We start from the raw sequence: 24,966 nt of genomic DNA on the forward strand, positions 1-24,966 counted from the left end.
GATAAAAAACTTAAGGTGTGGCAGAGAAATAAACTTGAGAAAGACAGACAAATGTTTTCGAGAAAATCACTTTTAATGGCAATATTGGCCACAAGCTCATCTTCCATATTCGCACAAGGGCTTGTACTAAACGATCAAAATTTAAGAACAGATTTGAACTGGTTGAATCAGCAAGGCGTTATTCAAATTAGCACTTCAACCTGGCCTTTAAGTGGTGATGAAATTGAGCGGGCGCTTTCTCAAGCCAATATTTCCAATACCACACAGGAAAAAGTGATTAACTCAGTTCGAGCTGCTTTAAAAGCAGATAATCATCCCGTTAAAGTAGGCTTATTTGCAGAAACTGATCAGAAAAATATTCCTCAGGCATTTGGTGATAAGCAAAAATCACAATACCAAGCTGCACTCGAGTTTAATGCGGGCGGTGAAAACTGGGATGCTAAAATCCGTGTTAATGCCGAAAAAGATCCACTGATTGATAATGGTCATGATGTGAATGTCGAAGGTTCTTATCTTGCTGGAAAGCTCTGGAATCAGTGGGTAGTCGCTGGTCAGATTCCAACATGGTGGGGACCAGGGCATGACGGCAGTCTGATTCGAGGAGATGCGAGTCGTCCCGTGTATGGTGTCACCATGCAACGTGCTGAACAAAATGCTTTTGAAACAAAATGGCTCTCCTGGATTGGTCCATGGCAGTATCAGGTATTTGCAGGTCAGTTAGATGACTATAAAGCAATTCCTGATGCAAAATTATTAGGTTTACGTGTTACAGCTCAGCCCTTACCTTATCTGGAATTAGGAGCCTCTCGAACCCTACAATGGGGTGGAAAAGGACGCTCTGAAAGTTGGGACTCTTTGTGGAATGCTATCAAAGGCAATGATAACGTTTATGATGGAGATGATGATCGTTCAAATCAGATTGCCGGATTTGACGGCCGTTTAAATCTACAACAATTAGTTAATATCCCTATTGGTATTTATGGCCAATATGTCGGTGAAGATGAAGCGGGCAAATTGCCATCTAAAAAAATGTATTTAGCGGGCATGGATTATTCATCTATTTATAAGAATATGCCGTATCAACTTTATTTAGAATGGGCAGATACGCGTACCAACGGTGATGTCAAAGGCATTTCATATAATCATTATATTTATACCGATGGCTATTATCAGCATGGCTATCCTCTCGCTCATGCAATGGGGGGTGATGGTCAAATGGTGTCCGTCGGTGGTGATATTCGTGTTGATGTTATGAATCGAATCAGTGGACGTGTATTATTTGCTAAAGTGAACCAATCTAATTTAGACATCAATCAAGCATTTCCTGAAAAAGATGAAATTAAAGCTTTAGATGTCACATGGTCGCATTATATAAAACCAGATATTCCATTAAAAATAAATGCTTGGGTCAGTGATTCAGATGTTCATGGCAATGATACTGGCGCATCTGTGGGTATTGAATTTCCATTAGATCTTAAAACTTTTGGTTTCTAAGAAATTCATCTAGCTTTTTCAAGCTAAAACCCGCATAAATAAAGTAGCGTAATAACTACTTTATTTATGTTCATGACAGATTATCCCATTAATCTTGGCGATAACCATTCGGATTTTGTTTTTGCCAATGCCAACTGTCTTTGAGCATATCTTCTAGCGTGTAGTTTGCAGTCCAGCCTAATTCATTCATTGCACGTTGGTTATTGGCATAAGACGTGGCGACATCTCCTGCACGTCGTGGCGCAAACTCAAACGCAACAGGCACACCATTGACCTGCTCGAAGGTATTTTTGACTTGTAATACCGATGAACCATTGCCTGTTCCAATATTCCATGCACGGCAGCCAATATTTTGCAAACGATTATTCAAGGCACATAAATGCGCATTGGCCAAATCCACCACATGAATATAATCACGCACGCCTGTTCCATCTACGGTATCGTAGTCATTGCCAAAAATGGCTAATTTTTCACGACGACCGACCGCCACCTGAGTCACATAAGGCATTAAGTTATTTGGAACACCTTGAGGGTCTTCACCAATACGTCCACTTTGATGCGCACCGACTGGATTAAAATAGCGTAATAAAGCAATAGACCATCGCTCATCGGCAATCGATAATTTTTGTAGTAACTGTTCAACAATCAGTTTGGTATAGCCATAATTGTTCGATGGCATTCCCGTTGGCATATCTTCATTTAGCGGTGAGATATTGGCTTCATCATAAACCGTTGCAGACGAGCTAAATACCAGTTTAAAGACTTCTGCACGTTGCATGGCATTTACAAGGTTAATACTTCCCGCAATATTATTATCAAAATAAATTAGGGGCTGTTGCTGACTTTCACCGACTGCCTTTAAACCCGCAAAATGAATTACGGCATCAATTTTATGCAGCGCAAACACTTGATCAAGTTGTTCAGCATTGCGAATGTCACCTTCAACAAAAGTGAGGGCTTTTCCAGTCAACTCCTGAACTCGATTCAGAGACTCTACAGAGCTATTAGATAAGTTATCGAATACCAGAACTTGGTGTCCAGCATTTAACAATTCCACACAGGTATGTGAGCCAATATAACCCGCACCACCTGTTACTAAAATATTCGCCATAATCTGTGTTAATCCTTGTTATTTCCAAGCAGCAATTTAATCAAACCTTGTGTTGAGGCATCCAGATGTGCTGTCTCATGTTGCTGACCATTTAAAATCGGTAGAATTTGATTGGCGATTTGCTTGCCTTTTTCCACGCCCCATTGATCAAAGGGATTAATATTCCATAATACGGATTGTACAAAAACTTTGTGCTCGTATAGCGCAATTAACATGCCTAAAGTTTTTGGATTCAACTCATTCATTAAAAAAGTTGAGCTCGGCTGATTACCTGCATATTGTTTATAAACAGGCAAGGTTTCCACTTCATCTTGATCTAAAGCTTGATTACCAAAAGCTAAAAGTCGAGACTGTGCCAAACAGTTGGATAAAGCCAAATGATGTTGTTCAATCAATGCTTCTGCATTTTCTACGTAGGTAAAGTGATTGGCATTGTAACGCTGGATTGGTGCAATAAAATCACAACTCACCGCATGCGTCCCTTGATGCAGGAGTTGATAAAAAGCATGCTGTGCATTTGGCCCCACTTCGCCCCAAACGATCGGACAGGTGCTGGACTCAACTTTTTCATTGTTACGTTGAACCGACTTACCATTGGATTCCATTTCCAACTGTTGCAGATAAGACGCAAAGTATTTTAAACGACCATCATAAGGTAAGACAGCATGGGTTTGCATGTTGAGATAATTGGTATTCCATGCACCTAACAAAGCCATTATCACCGGTACATTTTCATGAAAAGCAGCTTGACGGAAATGTTGATCGATCAGATTAGCCCCTGCTAACAGTTCTTCAAAAGCCTTGACCCCAATTTTTAGTGCAATCGGTAAACCAATGCATGACCATAAGGAATATCGACCACCGACCCAATCCCATAGTAATAGCTGATTGTCAGAATGAATGCCCCACTCAGTCATTTTTTCAGGTTTGGTCGACACCCCAATAAAATGGCTTTTTAATACACAATGACGATCACCTAGTGCCTTTTCCAGCCATAAACGCGCCGTTTCAGCATTAGATAGCGTATCAATCGTTCCAAAAGACTTAGATGAAATAATAAATAGCGTCGTTTCTGGGCGTAACTGATGTAATAAGTCAGAGAGCTGGCTACCATCCATCGTCGATACGAAATGTACGTCCAATGGTTTTGCTGTTGGCACTTTAAAATCAGACAAAGCATGTGTCACCATCAATGGACCTAAATCAGAACCACCGACGCCAATATTCACCACATCTTGAATCACTTCGCCTGTTACGCCACGATATTGTCCAGCATGGATTTTTTCAACCAATCGAAACATCCGATCCAGTTGTTCATTGACTTGCATTGACAGTTCAGAAAACTGCACCGTATTTTTAGGTAATCGCAATGCCCAGTGCATGGCAGCGCGTTGCTCAGTATAATTAATCAGCTCTTGTGAAAATAATTGCTTAATCCATTCCTTCAAATCTTTAGCTTCAGCCCATGCCACTAAAGACTGTATTATGTCCTGATTGACTCGATGCTTACTATAATCGAAAGTCAAATCATCGCAACCCAATGAAAACTGCTCAAATCGATCATTTTGTTGTTCAAATAATTGATTCAGATGCATGTCTTGCATCTTCTCAGCAAGAGATTGAAGTTGTATTACTGCTGATTGTTTATTTTGCTTTGGAAATTTTTCAATATTTTCATTCATAGCCGACCAACACCTTCATAGGCGAAACCTTGAGCTTTTACAAAATCAGGATCATAAAGATTACGTCCATCCAGAATAAGCGGATGATGCATTGTTTGCTGTAGTTTTTTATAATCAGGACTGTAATATTGTTTCCATGCGGTAATCACACAAAGTGCATCTGCATTTTGCACTACGTCATAAGCGTCCAGACTCAAAATCAAGTCATCTCGCTCACCATACATTTTATAAATTTCTTGTAAAGCCTGTGGATCATGCAGTTGCACCTTAGCACCTTGTGCCCACAATGCGGCTAACATTGCATGAATCGGAGAATTATGAATACTTGATGTATTTTCTTTAAATGCTGCACCCCAGATGGCAATGGTTTTGCCTTTTAAATCTGAATGGTAATAATTCCAGAGCTTACGAAATAGAATTTCTTTTTGTTGCTCGTTAATTTCCCAGACCTGTTGTAGCAATCGACTTTTCGCGCCACTCTTAGAAACTTCACTTGATAGCGTCAAAATATCATGCGAGAAATTCTCCCCCCCAAAACCTGCACCCGCGGATAAATAGGCTGAACCAATACGGGTATCCGCGCCCATTCCTTGCCTTACATTGGCAATATCAATGCCTAGCTTTTCAGCCACGAGAGCCAAATCATTCATATAGCTAATTCGCGTCGCCAACATGCCTGAAATACTCAATTTAGTAAATTCAGCATCCAAAATAGGCATAAACAAATATTGATTTTGATAGCGAAAAAATGGGCGAAGGAGTTCTTCCATCATCAATTTGGCAGCTTCTGCCTCTGCTCCAATAATGACGTGTTTGGCATTCAGAACACTATTAATCGCATTACCTTCCTGAATGACGTCAGGAAAATACACCCAGTCATCATTCGGTAAAATTGCTTTCAGCTTATCCGTTCCATGCAAACCAAAAGTTGAGCCATTCACCATCAAACGCGGGTGAATAATCGGTCTTAACGCAAGTTGCTTCAGCGTATTCAGGGCAAGGGCTGATTCTTCGGGACTATAGCAAAACAGATAAGCCTCTATATCAAGTGGAATGTCAGCAAATGCACTTTGAAACAAACTCTTATTTTCACGCTGTTTTGCTAAACGACGATTCACCTCTTCATCCTGATATTGAATATTTATGGATGTTGTGGATAGATGCGAATGTTGATAGCACCAATACACTTGATTGCCATATTCAGCTAACAACGCTGCCAATACACCAGCCTGTAACGTAGTCCCTAATATTGCAATTTTCATTCTTTATACCTAACTTTTATTTAGAGATTAAGCTCACGAATTAAATTTTTAAAATCATGACCTAGTTGAAGATGTTCAATCCCATAATGTAAAATCGCTTTTAAATAGCCCAATTTACTACCACAGTCAAAAGTCTGTCCCTGCATCCGATAGGCTTCAACTTGTTCTGACTCTTGTAACATGGCAATCGCATCAGTCAACTGGATTTCATTCCCCGCACCTTTAGGTGTTTGCTCTAACAATTGCATAATCTTGGCAGGTAAAACATAACGACCGACCACTGAAAGATTTGATGGTGCAGCACCCACCGCAGGTTTTTCTACAATACCCTGCATGATTTGGCTTTGGCCTTCTTCGGGAATTGTTGCAACATCCACAATCCCATATTGATCCACCAAATCATCGGGCACTGCTTCTACCATAATTTGCGCGACATGACTTTCATCAAAACGCTGAATCATACGTGCTAAATCATTTTGCTCAGATTTGGCTTTCACCAGCACATCTGGCAATAACACAGCGAAATCATCAGTTCCAACGATACCTTTTGCACAAAGTACTGCATGACCCAGACCTAAAGGTTGCGGCTGACGCACACTCACCACACTCACATGTGCAGGAACAATATCTGTAATCTCTTTGAGCAGATCAAATTTCTTTTTTTGCTCTAAAGTGGCTTCGAGCTCAAAGTTACGATCAAAATAATTTTCAATCGAAGCTTTAGAAGAATGTGTGACTAGAATAATCTGATCTATGCCAGCAGCAACTGCTTCACGCACCACATATTCAATAGCAGGGCGATCCACTACAGTGACCATTTCTTTTGGAATTGATTTGCTAGCAGGAAGAAAACGAGTACCCAAGCCTGCTACTGGTAAAATTGCTTTTTTGATCATTTGAAAATATTACTTACTGTTTAAATACAAATTTAAGATTTAAATTCTTCTTGCTCTTGGGAATCGTTGCCTTTAAATAATGAAGGTCCGACATGCCCTGGTGCATTAATCCCCTCACGCTTGGTCATGACTTCAACGGTTTTAAACATGATTTTAAAGTCAACCCAAACATTATGATGATCGACATACCATACATCACATTTAAAACGCTCTTCATAATCCAGTTCATTGCGACCACTTACTTGGGCAAGGCCTGTCATACCAGGGCGAACTTCTAAACGTCTGGCTTGTTCAGGTGAATACAATTCAACGAATTCTTTCAACATAGGACGCGGACCAACAACACTCATATCACCCTTAAGAACATTGATGAGTTGTGGCATTTCATCCAGCGAAGTTGAACGTAATTTTTGCCCAAAAGGAGTTATACGCTTTTCATCAGGCAAGGCATTGCCTTCTTTGTCAAAAGCATCTTTCATAGACCGAAACTTAATCATCTTGAAAAGTTTACCATCTTTACCTGGTCGCTCTTGATAAAAGAAGATTGGGGAACCAAGATTTTTCCGAACTTTGTACATGACCATGAAGAATATCGGCGACAAAATTACTAATGCTATCAATGAGATAAAAATATCAATCAGTCTTTTCATTACACTATAACTCTATTATTTAGTCCTTTTACGAAGGAACAAATTATAAATTTTACCGAGCATACTTGCAGGTAATAATCTAAATAAAGATCTCACTAGGAACAACATATTAGCATGAATGGGGGATTGTAGTTTTAGTTGTTTTTTTAAATCTCGTAACTGTTTTTCACTTTTAATGTATTGGTAACCTTTACGACGGGCATGCATACCATTACCCACTCGTGCATAGACAATAATATCAGTTAAATTTCCAACTTTATAACCTGCACCAATGACACGTAGCCATAGGTTATAGTCTTCCATATACAAATGGTGTTGATAGCCACCTAATTTTTCAATGACAGACTTTTTATAAACAACAGCCATGTGATTAAATGGACAACGCTTTTGTGCAAATTTTTTGATTTCATCAAAATCAATTGGAACAGCTTTAAGCACATCAGAATCTGATATTTTTTTATTAAATTCAATCACCTGACCACCAAATAACACAACCTCAGGGTTTTGCTTAATAAAAGCAAGCTGCTTTTCAAAACGATTAGGCATACAAATATCATCTGTATCCATACGAAATACCCAATCATTTGAACAATGTTTTAAACCTTCATTTAATGCTCTTGCCAACCCCATATTTTGAGGTAAGAGAATCACTTTTAATTTTTTACCAATCATATTTTCCCAAAATACTACTCTCTGTTGTAGTAGGTTTCCAAGCGGACCATCCAAAACAAGAATAATTTCTGAGGGTTTAATCGTTTGATCATTCCAAATACTTTCAAAGCATTGATCTAAAAACAAAGGATCTTCTTTATAATAAAGTGAAATAAGCACAGAGAAATAATTTAAATCAGACACTTGCATTTACCTTTTCAAAAAACTCCAACTGCTCTTTAATATGAACTTTACGCGCAAATAAATATTGATGTTCATTAGAAATATTAACAAGTTGATCTAAATTCAAATAAATAGGATTATTCCCATTATTATAGTTTTTATCAAATATGATAGATCTTTTATTCCCCAATTCACTAACTTGTTTCTGTAATTTAGCTTTAATAATCAAATATTGAAAAAAATGTTCATCTGGGTTTAGTCTTTTACGAAAAAAAGTTAAATCCTCCTGAGAAATATGATTTATTAGCGTCAATAATTCATTCCGTTTGATTGAAAACCAGTTACTACCAAACCAAATTTGTTTAGATGTAGGAAAAATTTTATCCAGAATTTTTAACATTAAAGTAACGACTTTGCCTAAAGGTTTCCTTTGCCATTTTGTCTCAACATGTATAGCAGGAAATCTAACACGATATCGATGCGGCTTTGAATTAATTAGTTCTATGAAAATTTCAGAAGTATCCCAAGAAAGTTTTTCAAATACTTGATTATTTGACAATAATAAAACTTCTTCACCGCTTATAAGATGGAAATACTCAATTTCTTCACTATAACTTAGAGCATACTGAAAAATATTCAGCATAGCTTGAACTTGAGAAAACCCACCCCATTTAACATCAACTCGATATTCCTTATCTATATAAATCATATTTTTAAGGTGAGTTTCTGGATAATTGCATTTTTTATCAAAGTGAATAAAAAAAAGTAAGTCGCTGTTTTCTAAGGCAAGCTGCTCGTAATAGTAAATTGGTTTATGGGCAAGTACTAATATTGCAATCTTCATAATGCTTAAGACTCAACTAGTCATTTAATTCAGTAATAGGAGCTACCTTAGCAACCGAATGATTCAATAAAACAAAATCAGAGTACCCATTATTGTGAATATCTAAAAGCAAAGGTGTAGAATAATATAGTGGTTTTGCTGCAATTTTGTTTCTCAAACCTTTATCAGGAATAACATTATCAATACCATTTACTGAAACAAAATAAGCAAAAAATAATAAAGGAATGTAGCTCATAGAACCACGAACAAAAATCATAAATGAGATTAAATATTTAACATTTTTAGGAACTTGAAAAGCAAATATACAAGGGCATAAGAAACTAAACGCTAAAAAAGTTCGCTCAAAAAATGTAAAAAAACCAGAAAAAATTAAGCAAAAACAACCAAGATAAACCAATAACCGAGAATTTTCTTTAGCGTAACTAGAAGCAAAAAAGCTAGTTATGAATACAAAAAACAATACAAACAGTCTCTTTATCAACTCGCCTAAGCTAAAACTCTGCACACCATAAGTATCACTAAAAATATAATAGTAAATGCTATTACCAACTAATGGAATACCTGTAATTAAGCCAGAAAATAAATGTATAATTTGGGGGAGAAAAAAACCTACAACTAATGAAAAAAGCAGTAATACCTTGATAATTTTAACATTTATATCAAACTTAGATAACAAGAATAAAATTAAAAACAAAAAAATAAAAAAATGTATATATATAGAAAGTGCAAAAAAAATAAATCCTTTCAATAATGATTTATTCTTAACAAAAAAAATGTAATAGAAAAAAACAGATGTTGCTAGCATTGACCTAGTTAGCAGTAAAAAATCATAATAAGTGAAAGAAAAAAATAAAACAGAAAATATTATAAAAAACTTATATTTTACATCCAATTCTAGAGTCGAGTAAAAAACAACTTTCGTCCAAACATAGCTAATAAAAAAAACATACAAAAAAATAAAAAAATAAAAATCAATTCCATAATGAAACATAAAATAAGATGGAATTGACACATAAGGATTTAACCAATCATTCAAACCACCACTATAAGTTCCATAATAGGCAGAAAAAAAGTTGACTGATGTGTCCCACATTACTGGTAGATAAACACTAATCAAAGCGATACAAAAAGAAAAAGTTAAGGATGCATCTCGACCAATCAATAAATCCTTTAAAGAAAATAATCCACCTAAAACAGGGTTTATAAATGATAGACTAAGATTAAGTACATTATGTTTTTTCATATTTAAAATTCTAAAAATCCAAATTTAAATTTTAGCTTTAAGGATTACAAGCCAAGCCACAATTATACCACCATAATAAAAGGCAAGATGTTTTCTAGATTTCACATACTGCTTCACTATATATCTTCTTTCAGAGAATTTTAACTGGATTCGCAATTGTTTCCACTCAACCCTTGCGTAGAAAAATCCTTTGCTTGTAATGAGCATTTGCACATACATTCTTGCAGATGAAACCAAAGAACCCATATAGTAAGGATGATCATCAATGGTCATTGACAGCCCTAATATAGCATCTTTCATATCCTTTAAATTTTTATCAGATATCACATTTGTAATACTATTAGCATTATATCTATAATTAATTAAAATTTCATTAATAAAAAACATAGTATTTGCGGCTAGATACAAATAGGGGGTTGTGTAAATATCTTCAAAATTCTTTCCAATCGGGTACTTAATATCCTTAAAGAGCTCTCTTTTATATATCCTTTTCCAAGCATACCAAGCAGATTGAGTTGCAACCTTATTTAAAATTAAATCATTAATTAGGTAAAACCCCGATTCTACAGCAGGCTTCCATATATAAAAAATATTTGAATTATCATCGAAACGAGTAGCCTCAAACTCAATTATATCAACATCTTGCGAAATAATGACATCTAATAAACAATCAAAATACCGTTCATATAACTTATCATCAGAATCTAAAAAACCAATATACCTTCCTAAAGCAGCATCAATACCAGTATTTCTAGCTCCACTTAAACCCTTATTTTGTTGACGAATCAATCTGAATTTATGTTTTATATTTTCTGGCAAAATTTCAAGATAATCATTAATTAAGGTTACTGAATTATCTGGTGAACCATCATCAATCAATAAAATTTCTACATCTTGATTAGATAATTGAATACTAATAGAACTCAAACATTCTATTATATATTTCTCAACATTATATATTGGAATAATTAAAGAAAATAACATTTCATACCCTTATTAATTTTCTAACCATATATCTAAAAAATGCATATATAGTAGGAAACCTAAATTTCACCCTTTTCCAAAAGGATAAATCATTGCTCTTCAATGCAATCATAGAAAGCTTTCGAATATCATTACTATTCTGTTTCATTCCCAAAATCCGACTATTTGAGTTTAAACTTATATATAAGTTTAAATAACTCAAAAAAACCAACCTCATTGACAAACAATTTAAATGTGCATATTTTTCTGCGCCTTCTTTTGCACTAGACATAATTTTCTTTAAATTATCTTTATTTCCTAGTGAACTAAAGCTATGAACACGATACCCAACCAAATTATTATTAATATTTCGTATTTTTTTAATTTTTTCTTTATATAAATATGCAAAGAGAAATTTATCTTCAAGTAAAATATTAGGTGTAAAAATTAAATCATTTTTTAATTTCACATTGAATATTCTAAACCAAGGTTGCCAAAAATCCATCTCTATAATTTCAACCAACTTATTATCAGTAAGATCGTAAAAATCATCATTATTGCAAATTTTCAGTTCTCTAAGCCGACTTGAATTACTTGATATTTCATACGCATTTATATGAATTACATCTATTGACTCAGCCCTCTCTATTTCCTTAAGAATTATAGTAAAATAATCTTTATAAATTATATCATCTGGATCAATAAAACCTATAAACTCTCCTGTAGAATTTAATATCCCATAGTTTCTTGCAACACTCTGCCCCTGATTTTCCTGATTAAGAAAAATAAAACAATTTTGAAGTTCAGAAGAAAGCTCACTCACTACTTCTTTTGCTATTTCTATCGATCTATCCTGAGTACCATCATTTACAATAATTACCTCAACTTCTTGTAAAATTTGGCACGCTATACTTCGCATACATTCTTCAATATATCGCTCTACACCATATACAGGAATAATAATAGAAAGAACTTTTTTCAATTCTTATTCTCCAAAAACTGCCCTATTATACTATCTTTATTTACTTTTCCCCATTTAATTAAATCTCCTAGATACACTCGGTCATAATTTGTAAGCTTAATCACAGGTGGGACACTTTCTGGCTTTGGAATTTGAGTTAAAAAAGTTGTCATTTTATCATCTGACCAATTAAATTGTTCTTGATAAAAAAAAGCATCGTTCTCACATTTATGCAGATAAAAATTAAATTTTTCTTTCCGCATAGCTATCTGTTCTGCTAAGTATGCTAATAAGTATGATGGTGTAGTTATTTTTTGTTTAATTATATCGTAATCCGAACGTAAACATATTTTTTTGAAATACTCATCTACTCCAATATCTTTTAAAGATCGCAACTCATCTAACCAAAGTTTTATAAACTTATTTTCTTTAGGTGCACATAAGAACCAATTTTCAATAATAGGATTTTCTTTATCAACAGTAGAAACATCTCTATAAAAACCAATGCAATCATAACAAGTCATTTGATTTTGATCGATTAAATCGTGTAACCATGTAAGATCAGAATAAAAAATAGTGCTAGCATCAATCCATATGCCGCCATATTTATATAATAACTCTAAACGAATAACATCTGCTTTATTAGCCAAAGGTAAATCAACAGCATCAAAAATCAAATTAGGCAAAAAATCTTTAAGCGTATTTCTATTAATAACTATTAAATCATAATCTAGATTTAGCTCTTTTATTTTATTTATTATATTTTTTAAATAAGATGTTGGTAGACCATCATCCCAATACATCCAGATTGTCTTAGGAACAAAACCTAACTGATTGTTATTTTTAATATCAATAGTATCAAATTCATTTTCCACATATGGAATAAGATCCAAATTATTTCTTCTAAAAAAATAATATCTCAAAAGTTTTAATTTTTTCTTTAATTCTGCAATCATTTTTCTTTCCTTACAAAACCAAATAAAGTAGCCTGTGCCTTTAACACATCAAAGTTTCTAAAAAAATAATTAAACAATGTCAATGATAAAAATTCCACAATTAAAATTGTATAAGCAGCTCCAAAAATTTGATACTTACTGATTAAAATATAGGCCAAAATCACACCAAACACCATCAAGAAGAAAGTTTTATACATTAAATATTTAAAGCCATTAAATAAAAACATATATCTTGCATAAACTTGACCAAAATTAGAAAATATTGTAGCCATAATAAGAATTAATGAAATTTCAAATGCACTAATATATGCACTTCCATATAGTTTATTTATAAAAAATTTACCAAAAAAATAAAAAAAGACAATGTATAGAAGACTAAATAACAACATAATTTTAATAATTATTGTTGTATTTTCCGATGCCTCAATTTCATTTTTTGATTGATACAACCTAGGCGTAAAAGATGTCAAAAAAGCTAAATTAACAAAACTCCAAGCCCCACCCAATGTAACCGCCACAGCAAAAACACCTAGACTCGTTTTCGAAACCATTATTCCAAGCAAGAACTGTGAAATATTTACATAAATAGTGATAGCAACTGCTGATAAAACCAAACTAAAACCAGAAATAAAAACATATTTAGAATAATTAATTTTGTGCCTATAACTTAATTTTTTAATCTTAAATGATGTTTTTTTAATAAAAATTGCTCTTCTTATAAAGAAAGGTATTAAAGCAATAAGAATTATGGGTAAAACCAAATACACGGGGTCCAACTCATAGTACGCTATTACAAATCTAAGCCCCAAACTCACTAACAAACCAATAATATTCGCAAAAACATTGTAGATCGCTTTTAAAGTAACATCATTATATAATATGTATATATCCTGAATAGTAATATAAGTGGCAGCTCCAACCGCTATTGCAAAAATAAAACTTAATGAATCCACTTCAAACCACATATATAGTAAAAGTGGAATACTAGTTAGGAAGAATATAATACCTCTAAGAACTGAAATTGAAAGTAAAAGGCTCAGCCCGGAATCATGTTTTTGACTAATTCTTTTAGAGCAAACAACATCCGTCCCCCATATTGATATAGTTTGAACCATTGCAAACAAAGTTGTTGCGAAACTTAGTTTTCCAAAATTTTCTGGCCCAATATATTTTGCCAAAAACGATGTAATAAAAATCAAACCAAATAAAGCTAATATTTTTTCAAACATTATCCATATTGAATTAATAAAAACTTTATCTTTTAATTTCAAAAAATTCATATTAAAGGCGTAAGTTAGTATTATTCTTATCTAAAACATATTTTAAATCATATAAAACATGTTGTGCTTTACCTAATTGTGTAAATTGATCAACTGTCATACTTTTAAATTGCTCATGGGCAACTGCAAGCACGATGGCATCATACTGACCTTGCTGCAATTGTTTAATAGGCGCTAGACCATATTCATGTTGCACTTCTGCATCATCGACCCACGGATCATAAATATCCAGATCCAGATCATACTCTTTGAGCGCTTTAACCATATCGACAATTTTGGTATTACGAATATCAGGACAATTCTCTTTAAAACTTAAGCCCATAATTAAAATTTTTGACCCAACCACTTGTATACGCTGCTTCACCATTTCCTTAATGAGCTGTGTCGCGACGTATTCACCCATGCGATCATTCAAACGACGAGCCGCAAGGATAATTTCAGGATGCAAACCAATCGATTGTGCTTTATGAGTCAGGTAGTAAGGATCGACACCGATACAATGTCCTCCCACTAAGCCTGGACGAAAGGGTAAAAAGTTCCATTTCGTCCCCGCGGCTTTCAGCACTTCTTCGGTATCAATACCTAGCTTATTAAAAATCAAGGCAAGTTCATTAATCAATGCAATATTCACATCACGCTGGGTATTTTCAATGACTTTGGCTGCTTCAGCGACTTTAATATTAGGCGCTTTATACGTGCCTGCTTCGATAACCAATTGGTAGACTTGATCAATATAATCTGCAACTTCGGGGGTTGAACCTGATGTTATTTTTAAAATATTGGTGACCCGACGCTGTTTATCACCAGGATTGATTCGCTCAGGACTATAACCTACAAAAAAATCTTGATTAAACTTTAACCCCGACACTTTTTCTAAAACTGGAATACATACTTCTTCGGTCGCACCAGGATAAACGGTGGATTCATAGACCACAACATCGCCTTTTTTTAGGACTTGACCAATAGTTTCAGAAGACTTAATCAACGGGGTTAAATCAGGTTGTTTAAAATCATCAATCGGGGTGGGTACAGTAACAATAAAAAAATTAGATGCTTTTAATGTATTGTAATCGCTGGTATAACTCAAATTAAGCGCTTGTTCTAGTTCTTCTGCCGATGTTTCCAAGGTATGGTCATGACCAGAAAGTAGTTCCGTAATACGGTGCTGATTAATATCAAAACCAATGGTTGGTTTTTGCTTGCCAAATTCAACGGCTAGCGGCAATCCGACATAACCTAGTCCAACAATTGCAATGCTGAGTTGTTCAAGCTGAAACATAAGAAACCTGATATTGATAAATCGTTTTGTATGGGAGCGTGTTACGAAAGTATACCTTTACATGCTACAAAATATAGCAGATCTTACGTGACAGTTGTTTGAATTATACAATTTAACATTTAAAAACCTACATCTTATTTTCATTATGGTCTACAATTCTGACAGAATTCGATTCAAAGTTACAATGAATTACAAACAAAGGGTTTTGCTGTGAAGTTGAAAAGCACCTCATTTTTACTATCTGTCTGTATTTTAAGCCTTTCTGGATGTGCTGTTACTTCTGGACTTCAGACCTATGATCTACCAGAACAAGGTCATTATCGAACCGACCAAGGGGCCGATGTTTCTGTCGTTCAGCTGACGCAGGCAAATCTTCCTTCCTTGCGTCTTTCGGAGAATACAACCTCTTCCGATTTAACTTCATTATTTCAGTCACGCCATGCTTCATATCGCTTAAGTGCGGGTGATGTGCTTTCCATTCAGCTTTGGGCCTATCCAGAGATTACCCCACCACTTCAAGACGGGAATAATATCAAAGGGATCGGCTACCCGATTGACAGTGATGGTAATCTCTATTTGCCACTTGTGGGTAAAATTCATGCCGCGGGCAACACAGTATCTGAACTGAATAAAAATCTCCGAGCTCAATTCGCGCATTATTTAAAAACACCCGATGTTGTGGTTCGCGTGCTTTCCTATGAAGGGAAACGTTACTTTGTGAATGGCCAAGTGATGAAAAGTGGCCAATATACCTTAAATGATCAACCAATTAGTATTTATACCGCACTGGGTATGGCGGGTGGTGTCAATACTGAAACAGGTGATAATACCTCGATCCAACTGATTCGAAATGGTAAAACTTTTGATTTAAACGCAGTCAGTCTGGAAAAACAGGGATATTCTCTACATAACTTACTGATCCAACCGAATGACACGATTTATGTCAACACCAAGCAGAACCAGAAACTTTATGTGATGGGTGAGTCTAGTAAAAGTCAGGCTCTGCCTTTACGTGATCAGGGCATGACCTTAAGCGACGTATTAGGTGAAAGTGAAGGGATTAACCCATACTCAGCCAGCGCAGCTCGTATTTATGTAATGCGTACCGATTTACAACAACATACGTCGACCATTTACCACTTAAACCTAAGCAGCATTGGTAACTTGGCTTTAGCCAATCAGTTTCAAATGCAAAAAAATGATATCGTCTATATCGATGCGACTGGTCTAACACGCTGGCAGCGTATTATGAACCAAATCGTTCCATTCTCTAGTGCACTCTATAGCCTTGATCAATTAGGCAAAAACTAGGTGAACTAAAGAATGCAAATACAGAATATTTTAGTGGTGTGTGTTGGAAATATTTGCCGTAGCCCTATGGCAGAGTATTTTTTAAAACAATCTTACCCAGCGCTTAATATTGAGTCAGCAGGAATTTCTGGCTTGGTTGGTGAAGCGGCAGATGCCAAAGCCATTCAGTGCATGGATGCACTTCATATTGATATGCGTCCCCATATTGCACGGAAACTAAATAGTGATTTAATCAAAAAAGCTGATTTAATTTTAGTGATGAGCTTAAATCAACAAAAGCATCTAGAACAGACTTGGCCTTTTGCCAAAGGTAAAGTGTTTCGACTTGGACATTGGCAACATAAAAATGTGCCTGATCCCTATCAACACGATCAGGCGTTTTTTGATGAAACCTGCCGTAATATTCAGGCTTACGTGTCTGACTGGAAATCACATATTTAATTTTAAGTAGTTGCATACCCATGAGCCAAAATTCAACAACAACTGAAGACACCATTGATTTAAAAGAGCTATTTTTTACTTTAATCGCACAGTGGAAAATTATCACGCTATGCATTATTTTAAGCTTGATTTGCGCTTTACTTTATATTCGTGTAACACCTGAAACTTACTCCGTAGACGCTTTGGTACAGGTCGAAGACAGTAAAAGTGCTGCGTCAGCTGCGTTACTAGGCGAGCTCAGTAGTGTCGCGGGTGCCGTGGGTGGACAAAAATCACCAGCCGATGCTGAACGGGAAATCTTGAATTCCCGACTGGTTCTTGGCCAAGTGATTCAAAACTTAAATCTGAATATCCAAATTAAAGATACCAACGATACCGTATTCAATCGTCTGATTTCAGAATCAAAACGCAAACTGGAATATTCCCAATCGGGGGTTTTATTTAAAGAAAATGGACAGTCTTTTTTTGTTGAAAAATTTGACGTTCCACACTATTTTCTGGATAAACCATTAACGCTTCAATTTAAACAAAATCAATTTAGCTTAAGTTATAAGGATGATGTTGTTGCTGAAGGCCGTTTAAATCAGGACAATGTTTTAACCACCAAAAAAGGTCAATGGCAAATTCGAATTAATAGCGCCACAGCATTTAAGCAAGAATTTAAAATCACCAAATTTGCGTTGCCAACTGCCGTTAAAAATTTAACTGATCAATATAGTGTGGCAGAAAGAGGCAAGATGACGGGTGTCCTCGGCCTCACCTATCAAGGACAAGATCAGGAAGAAATTACTCAAGTTCTGAATAATATTTTAGCGGTTTATCATGCGCAAAATATTGAAAGAAAGTCCTTAGAATCTAAACAAACTTTGAGTTTCCTGGATAAACAGTTACCTGAATTACGCAAACAATTGGAAGATTCTGAAAAGAAATTCAACCAATTCCGTGAACAACATAATACCGTTGATGTCACTCAAGAATCAGAATTATTGCTTAAGCAAAATATTCAACTTGAAACCATGCGAATTGAATTACAACAGAAACAAGCTGAGCTGGCCGCAAAATACACACCTGACCATCCATTAATGGCCGAAATTAATGCGCAGGTGGCGACCGTTAATAAAAAACTGGGTGAACTGAATGGAACCCTGAAACGTTTACCAGAACTACAACGCTTATATTTACAGTTATATCGTGACGTCAAGGTCAATACTGAACTTTATACGAATTTACTTAATAGTTATCAGCAACTTAAAATTTCTGAGGCGGGTGAAATTGGTAATGTACGTATTATCGATAATGCGGTTGAGCCGATTAAACCGATTAAACCGAAAAAGCTGATCGTTCTGATTCTGTCTATTTTTGTCGGTGGTTTTATTGGGGTACTGATTGCTTTAACCCGTAATATGTTACGGACAGGTATTAAAGATTCTGCCCAAATCGAGAACGAACTGGAACTTCCTGTATACGCTACTGTGCCTCGTTCTCCAGTACAAGAAAACCGTTTGGCTGTTTTGAAAAAGAAAAAGAATATTCCTATTCTTGCAGTTAAACATAGTGATGATGTTGCCATTGAAAGCTTACGTAGTATTCGTACTGCGATTCATTTCGCGCTTTCAGGAGCCAAAAATAATATCATTATGATCAGTGGTCCTGCGCCAGAAGTTGGTAAGTCCTTTATCTCGACCAACTTGGCAACGATTTTTGCTCAAAGTGACAAAAAAGTCTTACTGATTGATGCCGATTTACGTCGTGGTTATTTGCATAAATATTTTAATCTGGAGACTCAACCTGGTCTTACCGAATTATTAACCGATCAAGCTTCTTTGACGCAAATAATGCATTCAACTGAAGTGCCAAATTTAAGCTTTATCAGTCGTGGTAAGAGTCCGTCGAATCCCTCTGAGCTACTCAGTTCTCAAAAGTTCCAAACTTTATTGCAAGAACTTTCTCAGCACTATGATCATATTATTCTGGATACACCGCCAGTACTTGCGGTCACAGATGGTATTATTATTTCACAATATACTGGCGTAAATCTGATTGTGGCGCGTCATGCCAAGACGCAAATGAAAGAGCTTGAATTAACGCTCAATCGTTTCGAGCAGGCTGGAACCAAAGTGAATGGCTTTATTCTTAATGATATTCAGCGTTCGGCTAGCGGTAGTTATGGCTATAACTATGCTTATGCCTATAAAGCGGCCAAAGATGATTAATCATTCTTAAGCTCTGTATCGTTAAAAAATCGAATCTACGGGTTCGATTTTTTTATGCAGAATTCAGGATTGGTGTGAAATTAGATAAAAATCCTGTTATTTTTTTTATTAAACAGGATATGCTTAAGGTAGCCATGCTAAGATTGCATGCGATTGATATTTGGTTAAATAAACAACATTTGGAACACTCATGAGTAAAGCCTTACCCATTGCTGTCGCTGTAATTTTAGGCGGTGCTGCACTTATTCCCGTTTACTATGCATCTCAACATCCAGTGGCAGAGGTTGGTTCAAAGGCAGACAAGAATGCCTCGCCTGTTAAAAAAATCAGCTATGCACTGGGCTATGAAGTTGCCCATCAAACGCCACCAGAACTTGATGTTAATGCTTTTGTTAGTGGGATTCGTGATGGTCATGACAAGAAACCTGCGGCTTATACTGAACAGGAACTTCAAGCTGCCTATGTAGAGTTTCAACAGCAAATGCAACAAAAACAATTGGAAGATGCGAAAAAAACCGAATCTTCTAATGCGAACTTCTTAACTGAAAATGCTCACAAAGACGGCGTTAAAACTACGGCTTCAGGTTTGCAATATAAAATTATTAAAGAAGGTACGGGTAAACAACCGACAGCGACCTCTGTCGTCAAAGTCCATTACAAAGGTCAATTGACCGATGGTAAAGTGTTTGACAGCTCTTATGATCGTGGTGAACCTGTCGAGTTTCCACTGAATAAAGTCATTCCTGGCTGGACAGAAGGTTTACAACTCCTAAAAGAAGGTGGAAAGGCAACTTTCTATATTCCTGCGCAACTGGCCTATGGTGAACAAGGTGTGCCGGGTATGATTCCACCAAATAGCACTTTAATTTTTGATGTAGAACTGTTAGAAGTTAAATAATTCGTAAGGAAGGAGAGCAGGGTCTGTTGACATTTCACAGATGCGTGCGACAGAGGACATTTTTTAGACGGTACAAGGCATGACTTATGAAATTTAGTCATTCTAAATGAATAAGGCATAACGCAGTAACGGCAAAAAATGTCCCTGTCCCGCAGGGTTATAGCTAAAACTGCCTCAAAATTCGTTATGAAACTTGACAAGGGAGATGCCATTGCCTGCGTTTCACGCCTCGTTTGAGTTGTTTTAGCGAATAACGCAAGGCATGGCTGAAGTGTCAACAGACCCTGAATACTCTCCTCTTTTATTTTAGGAAGCACAATGAAAAAAAACAGTTTAGCACTCTTATTACTTGGCATGACGGTGACCAGTTTTGCGGCTCCTGTCACATCAAAAAGCCCACAAAAAGATCAATTGGGTTATAGCTATGGCTATGTCATGGGACGTACCAATGCAGATACGCTAAAAGATTTAAATTTAGAAACGTTTATTCAAGGTTTAAAAGAAGGTTCTACAGGCAAAGCCTCTTCTTTAAGCGATGAGGATATGGCTAAAGCCTTGAGTCAATATAAAAAACAGGTTGAATCCAAGCAACTGATCGAATTTCAAAAATTAGCACAAGACAATCAAAAACAAGGCCAGGCTTTTTTAGCCGAAAATGCTAAAAAATCAGGCATCATCACCACTAAATCAGGTTTACAATATCAAGTACTTCAAGCGGGTACTGGCAAATCGCCAAAAGCAAATTCAAAAGTTAAAGTGAATTATGAAGGTCGCTTACTGGACGGTACCGTATTTGATAGCTCGATCGCACGTAATCATCCTGTTGAATTTCAGCTCAGTCAAGTCATTCAAGGCTGGACAGAAGGCGTACAAACCATGAAAGAAGGCGGAAAAACGCGCTTCTTTATTCCAGCGAATCTAGCCTATGGTGATGTCGGTTCGGGCGATGCGATTGGCCCCAACAGCGTTTTAATTTTTGATATTGAACTGCTACAAGTTTTACCCTAATTTATGCTCTAAGCGATCTCAAAAAGCATACAATCCTTTTTTACTTAAAAACACAGCCAGATTTAGGCTGTGTTTTTTTATTCTCTATTAAAGATTTCATGACAGCAAAAACATCAAGTTCAATTTAGCAAACTCATTACTCATGGCGTAAGTCGTGTGGTCGAAATCCTGTGGCTAACAGTGCAACACCATAAGCAATCACGCCCAATACACATAAAGCAGCCACTTCAATAATCCGTATCCACTGTGAAGACTGACCATCGTACCAGTGCAAACCAAGCCATAATGCAGCAATCATCGCAATATTGGCAATCGCATATTGAACTGCCAGTTTTTTCCAATGCCCACCAAATCGAAAAATATTGCGTTTATGCAGATAAAAATAGAGTAATCCTGCATTCACCAATGCTGAACCAGATGAAGCCAATGCCAACGCCATATGCTCGGCATGCCAATTGATTAATTTAAAAAAGCCAATCAACACCACGTTTATAATCGCATTGGCAGCCACTGCCATCAACCCAACACGCACGGGTGTCTTGGTATCCTGCTGCGCATAAAAACCTGGGGCAAAGACTTTAATCAACATAAACGCAATCACACCACCGCTCATACACTGCAATGCCAGAGCGGTCATCTGGGTATCCCGCAAATCAAACTCACCACGCTGGAACAATGCCTGAATAATCGGAGTGGATAACATGAAGAGCGCAATACTGGCAGGTAATCCTACCAAGACAATGACACGCGCCGCCCAATCTAGCATGCCGCGAAACTTAGCCTGATCCTGTTCTGCATGTCGTGTTGAAAGTGAAGGTAAAATCACCGTACCAATCGCCACACCAATGAGACCGAGCGGTAATTCGGTCATCCGTTCCGCACTATACAGCCATGACACTGAACCATCCTGCATAAAGGATGCCCAGATGGTATTGAGTAATAAATTGATCTGAGTGACCGATACACCAAACAAGGCAGGCAACATCAATTTCATGATGCGTTCCACCCCTTCATGTTTAAAGTCAATTTTGGGTGGAATGAGCAGTTTTTTACGCCATAGTTCAGGAATCTGCACCGCAAGCTGTAAAATACCCGCGCCCAATACAGCCCAGCCCAAAGCCATAATCGGTTGTTGCATATACGGCGTCAACCACCATGCTCCTGCGATCATGGCGAGATTGAGTAACACGGGAGAAAATGCAGGTGAGGCAAACGAGCCATAACTGTTTAAAATACTACTGGCAAAAGCGGTCAACGACATAAACATCAGATATGGAATGGTCAGACGGAATAGACTCACCGCCTGATCAAATTTTTCAGGATCATGATGAAAACCGGGCGCATAAGCATAAATGATGACAGGCGCGATAATCATCGCCACTAAGGTCAATAAACTCATGACTAGAAGCAAGCAACCAAAGACTCGACTAATCAAAATCTGAACTTCAGCATGCGCCCGTCCAGTTTTATATTCAGTTAAGACTGGAATAAAGGCCTGAGAAAATGCCCCTTCAGCAAACAGTCGCCGAAAAAAATTGGGAATACGAAAGGCAACCACAAAAGTATCGAAATCCTTCCCTGCTCCAAATACATTGAGCAAGACCATATCCCGAACCAGTCCCAGTACACGAGACAACATCGTCATAGCACTGACAATAAAGGTTGATCGCCATAATGCCATCGCATCCACCCACGGCTAAATACAAAGCCGATATTGTAATGAAAGTAAAAATTTATTTCGTTGTGAAATGATGTCTAGCCTACATTTTTTTTGCATTCAACAGTCGCCGGAAATAAGGCCACTGAAAAAATGAGCCGGGATCAGTCTTACGACCACGTGCAATGTCTGAATGTCCTGCAATATGCTGCTGAATTTTGGGATAAGTTTGCTGCAAAACGGCAGTAATTTCCGCTAATGCTTGATATTGTATCTCTTCAAAAGCTAGATCATCACTGCCTTCAAGTTCAATACCAATTGAATAATCGTTGCATTCAATCTGCGCCAAATAGCTGGAACGCCCCGCATGCCACGCCCGATCATGAAAATTGACAAACTGAATCACCTCACCTGTTCTTAAAATCAACAAATGTGCGGAAACCTGCATACCTTCAATCGTTTGAAAATAAGGGTGAAGTGACCCATCCAATTGATTTTGAAAAAACTGTTCAATATATCCGCCACCAAACTGAGACGGTGGCAAACTGATGTTATGCACCACAATCAGTTGAATTTCAGCAGATTCAGGACGCTGATTATAGTTTGGAGACGCAATCTGTCTGGCACCAATCAACTGCCCATGTTCAACTCGATATGTTGTGCTTAATGGCATGGTTAGGATGATCCCATGTAGTTTTGAATGCTTCTAGTTTAATCGACTCCTCAAAAATTAAAACGGTGTTGATGGCATATTTATGACAATCGTTTGTGAATTTTGAGAGGGACAGTGCTAATATATCGCTCAATTTTCTGGGTTAATACTGGGTATCAAGTATGAGCATTCCTCAATCTTTGCTAGAACAATCGATTCAAATCAATGTACAACAAGCACTGGCTGAAGACATTGGGGATGGCGATATTACTGCGCTATTGACACCAGAAAATGAACAGGCGACTGCAACGATTATTAGCCGTGAAAATATGGTGTTGGCAGGTCGTCCGTGGGTCGATGCGCTGATTTCACAATATGACCCAACTGTGCAAATTGTATGGTTAAAAGAAGACGGTGAATCGGTTAACGCAGGTGAGGCTTTTTTAAAATTGGCGGGCTCAGCACGTAGCCTATTAACCGTTGAACGCCCTGCGCTAAACTTTATTCAGACTTTATCTGCGGTTGCTACAAAAGCTGCTTTTTATGTAAAACAACTCGAAGGCACTCAGACCAAGTTATTAGACACGCGTAAAACCTTACCCGGTCTACGTATTGCCCAAAAATATGCGGTTGCCATTGGTGGCGGTCAAAACCATCGTTTAGGTTTATTTGATGCGTTTCTCATTAAAGAAAACCATATCATGGCCGCAGGCGGGATTGCCCAAGCGATTGCTCAGGCGCATAGCATCGCACCGAATAAACCCGTTGAAGTTGAAGTTGAAACTTGGGATGAACTCAATCAGGCACTTGAAGCTGGCGCAGATATTGTCATGTTAGATAATTTTAGCCAACAACAAATGATCGATGCGGTTAAATACGTGGCAGGTCGTTGTAAGTTAGAAGCTTCTGGTAATATTACCTTAGACAACCTACGTGAAGTCGCAAGCACTGGTGTAGATTATATTTCGATGGGTGTACTCACCAAAGATGTTACCGCTGTTGATCTTTCGATGCGGTTTAATGCTTAAGTCTGCTCGGTTTCAATATTTGTTTTTGTGGTTTTATTTTCGATCTTGGTCGCATGCTTAGGCTGGGTCAAAACTCCTGAGGTTTTGGCTTGAGCCTGCCATGCGGATGGATTGCGTGATGTTTCATTTGGGCGTGGATCACAGGCCATAATGGTAAATGTAATAATGGCAAACAGTACAATAAAACCTTGTAGCATATAGATTTCCCCAATTTCATAGAACGATAAAAATTATTCGCTACTTTAAAATTTAATCATGACAAACTTGAGCAGGCTTTGTTTTTAAGCTGAATGTAAAAGTTAT

Annotated in this window: 23 protein-coding genes; 7 read left to right on the forward strand and 16 right to left on the reverse strand. The window is 36.8% G+C overall.

Features of this window, described 5'->3' with window-relative positions; all coding sequences use genetic code 11:
• The first annotated feature begins 51 nt into the window (after window positions 1–51).
• Window positions 52–1,494: a capsule assembly Wzi family protein gene (locus EGS47_RS06605; protein ID WP_049175357.1), complete on the forward strand. Its 1,443-nt coding sequence runs from the start codon at window positions 52–54 to the stop codon at window positions 1,492–1,494.
• A gap of 88 nt (window positions 1,495–1,582) precedes the next feature.
• Here the strand turns inward: EGS47_RS06605 and galE are convergent, their stop codons facing one another.
• From galE to tviB, 13 genes are read right to left on the reverse strand one after another with little or no spacing between them, the layout of a single operon-like run.
• Window positions 1,583–2,605, reverse strand: coding sequence for a UDP-glucose 4-epimerase GalE (galE, locus tag EGS47_RS06610; RefSeq protein WP_125269403.1), 1,023 nt, complete (start codon window positions 2,603–2,605; stop codon window positions 1,583–1,585).
• Window positions 2,606–2,613: 8 nt separating this feature from the next.
• Complete coding sequence (pgi, locus tag EGS47_RS06615) at window positions 2,614–4,287, reverse strand: glucose-6-phosphate isomerase (RefSeq protein WP_125269404.1); 1,674 nt, start codon at window positions 4,285–4,287, stop codon at window positions 2,614–2,616.
• A complete protein-coding gene (locus EGS47_RS06620) occupies window positions 4,284–5,549 on the reverse strand; it encodes a nucleotide sugar dehydrogenase (protein ID WP_125269405.1) in 1,266 nt (421 codons plus the stop codon). The genes pgi and EGS47_RS06620 overlap by 4 nt, the downstream gene beginning before the upstream one ends.
• A 20-nt stretch (window positions 5,550–5,569) precedes the next feature.
• Window positions 5,570–6,445, reverse strand: coding sequence for a UTP--glucose-1-phosphate uridylyltransferase GalU (gene galU / locus EGS47_RS06625; RefSeq protein WP_125269406.1), 876 nt, complete (start codon window positions 6,443–6,445; stop codon window positions 5,570–5,572).
• 32 nt (window positions 6,446–6,477) lie between these two features.
• Window positions 6,478–7,095 carry a sugar transferase gene (locus EGS47_RS06630; protein WP_125269407.1) on the reverse strand — a complete coding sequence of 206 codons (618 nt, stop codon included), beginning with the start codon at window positions 7,093–7,095 and terminating at the stop codon, window positions 6,478–6,480.
• A 15-nt stretch (window positions 7,096–7,110) separates the two neighbouring features.
• Window positions 7,111–7,950, reverse strand: a complete 840-nt coding sequence (locus EGS47_RS06635) for a glycosyltransferase (RefSeq protein ID WP_228267355.1) — start codon at window positions 7,948–7,950, stop codon at window positions 7,111–7,113.
• Window positions 7,943–8,773, reverse strand: a complete 831-nt coding sequence (locus tag EGS47_RS06640; RefSeq protein WP_227615716.1) for a beta-1,6-N-acetylglucosaminyltransferase — start codon at window positions 8,771–8,773, stop codon at window positions 7,943–7,945. The genes EGS47_RS06635 and EGS47_RS06640 overlap by 8 nt, the downstream gene beginning before the upstream one ends.
• A gap of 16 nt (window positions 8,774–8,789) precedes the next feature.
• The gene (locus EGS47_RS06645; protein ID WP_125269410.1) at window positions 8,790–10,016 is read right to left on the reverse strand and encodes an EpsG family protein; all 1,227 of its coding nucleotides are present in this window, start codon (window positions 10,014–10,016) and stop codon (window positions 8,790–8,792) included.
• A 24-nt stretch (window positions 10,017–10,040) separates the two neighbouring features.
• Complete coding sequence (locus tag EGS47_RS06650) at window positions 10,041–11,000, reverse strand: glycosyltransferase family 2 protein (RefSeq protein ID WP_125269411.1); 960 nt, start codon at window positions 10,998–11,000, stop codon at window positions 10,041–10,043.
• A gap of 1 nt (window position 11,001) precedes the next feature.
• Window positions 11,002–11,961, reverse strand: coding sequence for a glycosyltransferase family 2 protein (locus tag EGS47_RS06655; RefSeq protein ID WP_125269412.1), 960 nt, complete (start codon window positions 11,959–11,961; stop codon window positions 11,002–11,004).
• Window positions 11,958–12,896, reverse strand: coding sequence for a glycosyltransferase family 32 protein (locus EGS47_RS06660; RefSeq protein ID WP_125269413.1), 939 nt, complete (start codon window positions 12,894–12,896; stop codon window positions 11,958–11,960). Before EGS47_RS06660 ends, EGS47_RS06655 begins: the two co-directional genes overlap by 4 nt.
• Window positions 12,893–14,176 (reverse strand): oligosaccharide flippase family protein, encoded by a 1,284-nt coding sequence (locus tag EGS47_RS06665; protein WP_125269414.1) that lies wholly within the window; start codon window positions 14,174–14,176, stop codon window positions 12,893–12,895. Before EGS47_RS06665 ends, EGS47_RS06660 begins: the two co-directional genes overlap by 4 nt.
• A gap of 1 nt (window position 14,177) precedes the next feature.
• A complete protein-coding gene (gene tviB, locus EGS47_RS06670; protein ID WP_125269415.1) occupies window positions 14,178–15,455 on the reverse strand; it encodes a Vi polysaccharide biosynthesis UDP-N-acetylglucosamine C-6 dehydrogenase TviB in 1,278 nt (425 codons plus the stop codon).
• A 210-nt stretch (window positions 15,456–15,665) separates the two neighbouring features.
• Here tviB and EGS47_RS06675 point away from each other — a divergent pair, with 210 nt between their 5' ends.
• From EGS47_RS06675 to EGS47_RS06695, 5 genes are all read left to right on the forward strand, one after another.
• Window positions 15,666–16,766: a polysaccharide biosynthesis/export family protein gene (locus tag EGS47_RS06675; RefSeq protein WP_125269416.1), complete on the forward strand. Its 1,101-nt coding sequence runs from the start codon at window positions 15,666–15,668 to the stop codon at window positions 16,764–16,766.
• A gap of 12 nt (window positions 16,767–16,778) precedes the next feature.
• Window positions 16,779–17,207 carry a low molecular weight protein-tyrosine-phosphatase gene (locus EGS47_RS06680; protein WP_125269417.1) on the forward strand — a complete coding sequence of 143 codons (429 nt, stop codon included), beginning with the start codon at window positions 16,779–16,781 and terminating at the stop codon, window positions 17,205–17,207.
• Window positions 17,208–17,227: 20 nt separating this feature from the next.
• Window positions 17,228–19,420 carry a polysaccharide biosynthesis tyrosine autokinase gene (locus EGS47_RS06685; RefSeq protein WP_125269418.1) on the forward strand — a complete coding sequence of 731 codons (2,193 nt, stop codon included), beginning with the start codon at window positions 17,228–17,230 and terminating at the stop codon, window positions 19,418–19,420.
• A gap of 190 nt (window positions 19,421–19,610) precedes the next feature.
• Window positions 19,611–20,318, forward strand: coding sequence for an FKBP-type peptidyl-prolyl cis-trans isomerase (locus tag EGS47_RS06690; RefSeq protein WP_004988785.1), 708 nt, complete (start codon window positions 19,611–19,613; stop codon window positions 20,316–20,318).
• 318 nt (window positions 20,319–20,636) lie between these two features.
• Window positions 20,637–21,326 carry an FKBP-type peptidyl-prolyl cis-trans isomerase gene (locus EGS47_RS06695; protein WP_125269419.1) on the forward strand — a complete coding sequence of 230 codons (690 nt, stop codon included), beginning with the start codon at window positions 20,637–20,639 and terminating at the stop codon, window positions 21,324–21,326.
• A 136-nt stretch (window positions 21,327–21,462) separates the two neighbouring features.
• On the opposite strand, the gene murJ is transcribed toward EGS47_RS06695, so the two are convergent.
• Window positions 21,463–23,016, reverse strand: a complete 1,554-nt coding sequence (murJ, locus tag EGS47_RS06700; RefSeq protein WP_171455416.1) for a murein biosynthesis integral membrane protein MurJ — start codon at window positions 23,014–23,016, stop codon at window positions 21,463–21,465.
• A gap of 70 nt (window positions 23,017–23,086) precedes the next feature.
• A complete protein-coding gene (gene ampD / locus EGS47_RS06705; protein WP_125269421.1) occupies window positions 23,087–23,656 on the reverse strand; it encodes a 1,6-anhydro-N-acetylmuramyl-L-alanine amidase AmpD in 570 nt (189 codons plus the stop codon).
• Between the two features lie 161 nt (window positions 23,657–23,817).
• Here ampD and nadC point away from each other — a divergent pair, with 161 nt between their 5' ends.
• On the forward strand, window positions 23,818–24,663 hold the full coding sequence (gene nadC / locus EGS47_RS06710; protein ID WP_125269422.1) for a carboxylating nicotinate-nucleotide diphosphorylase: 846 nt from the start codon (window positions 23,818–23,820) through the stop codon (window positions 24,661–24,663).
• On the opposite strand, the gene EGS47_RS06715 is transcribed toward nadC, so the two are convergent.
• Window positions 24,660–24,860 (reverse strand): hypothetical protein, encoded by a 201-nt coding sequence (locus EGS47_RS06715; protein ID WP_125269423.1) that lies wholly within the window; start codon window positions 24,858–24,860, stop codon window positions 24,660–24,662. The two genes, nadC and EGS47_RS06715, sit on opposite strands and share 4 nt — an antisense overlap.
• Window positions 24,861–24,966: the final 106 nt, after the last annotated feature.

Origin of the sequence: Acinetobacter sp. FDAARGOS_515, assembly GCF_003938865.1 — a bacterium.
GTDB lineage: Bacteria > Pseudomonadota > Gammaproteobacteria > Pseudomonadales > Moraxellaceae > Acinetobacter > Acinetobacter ursingii.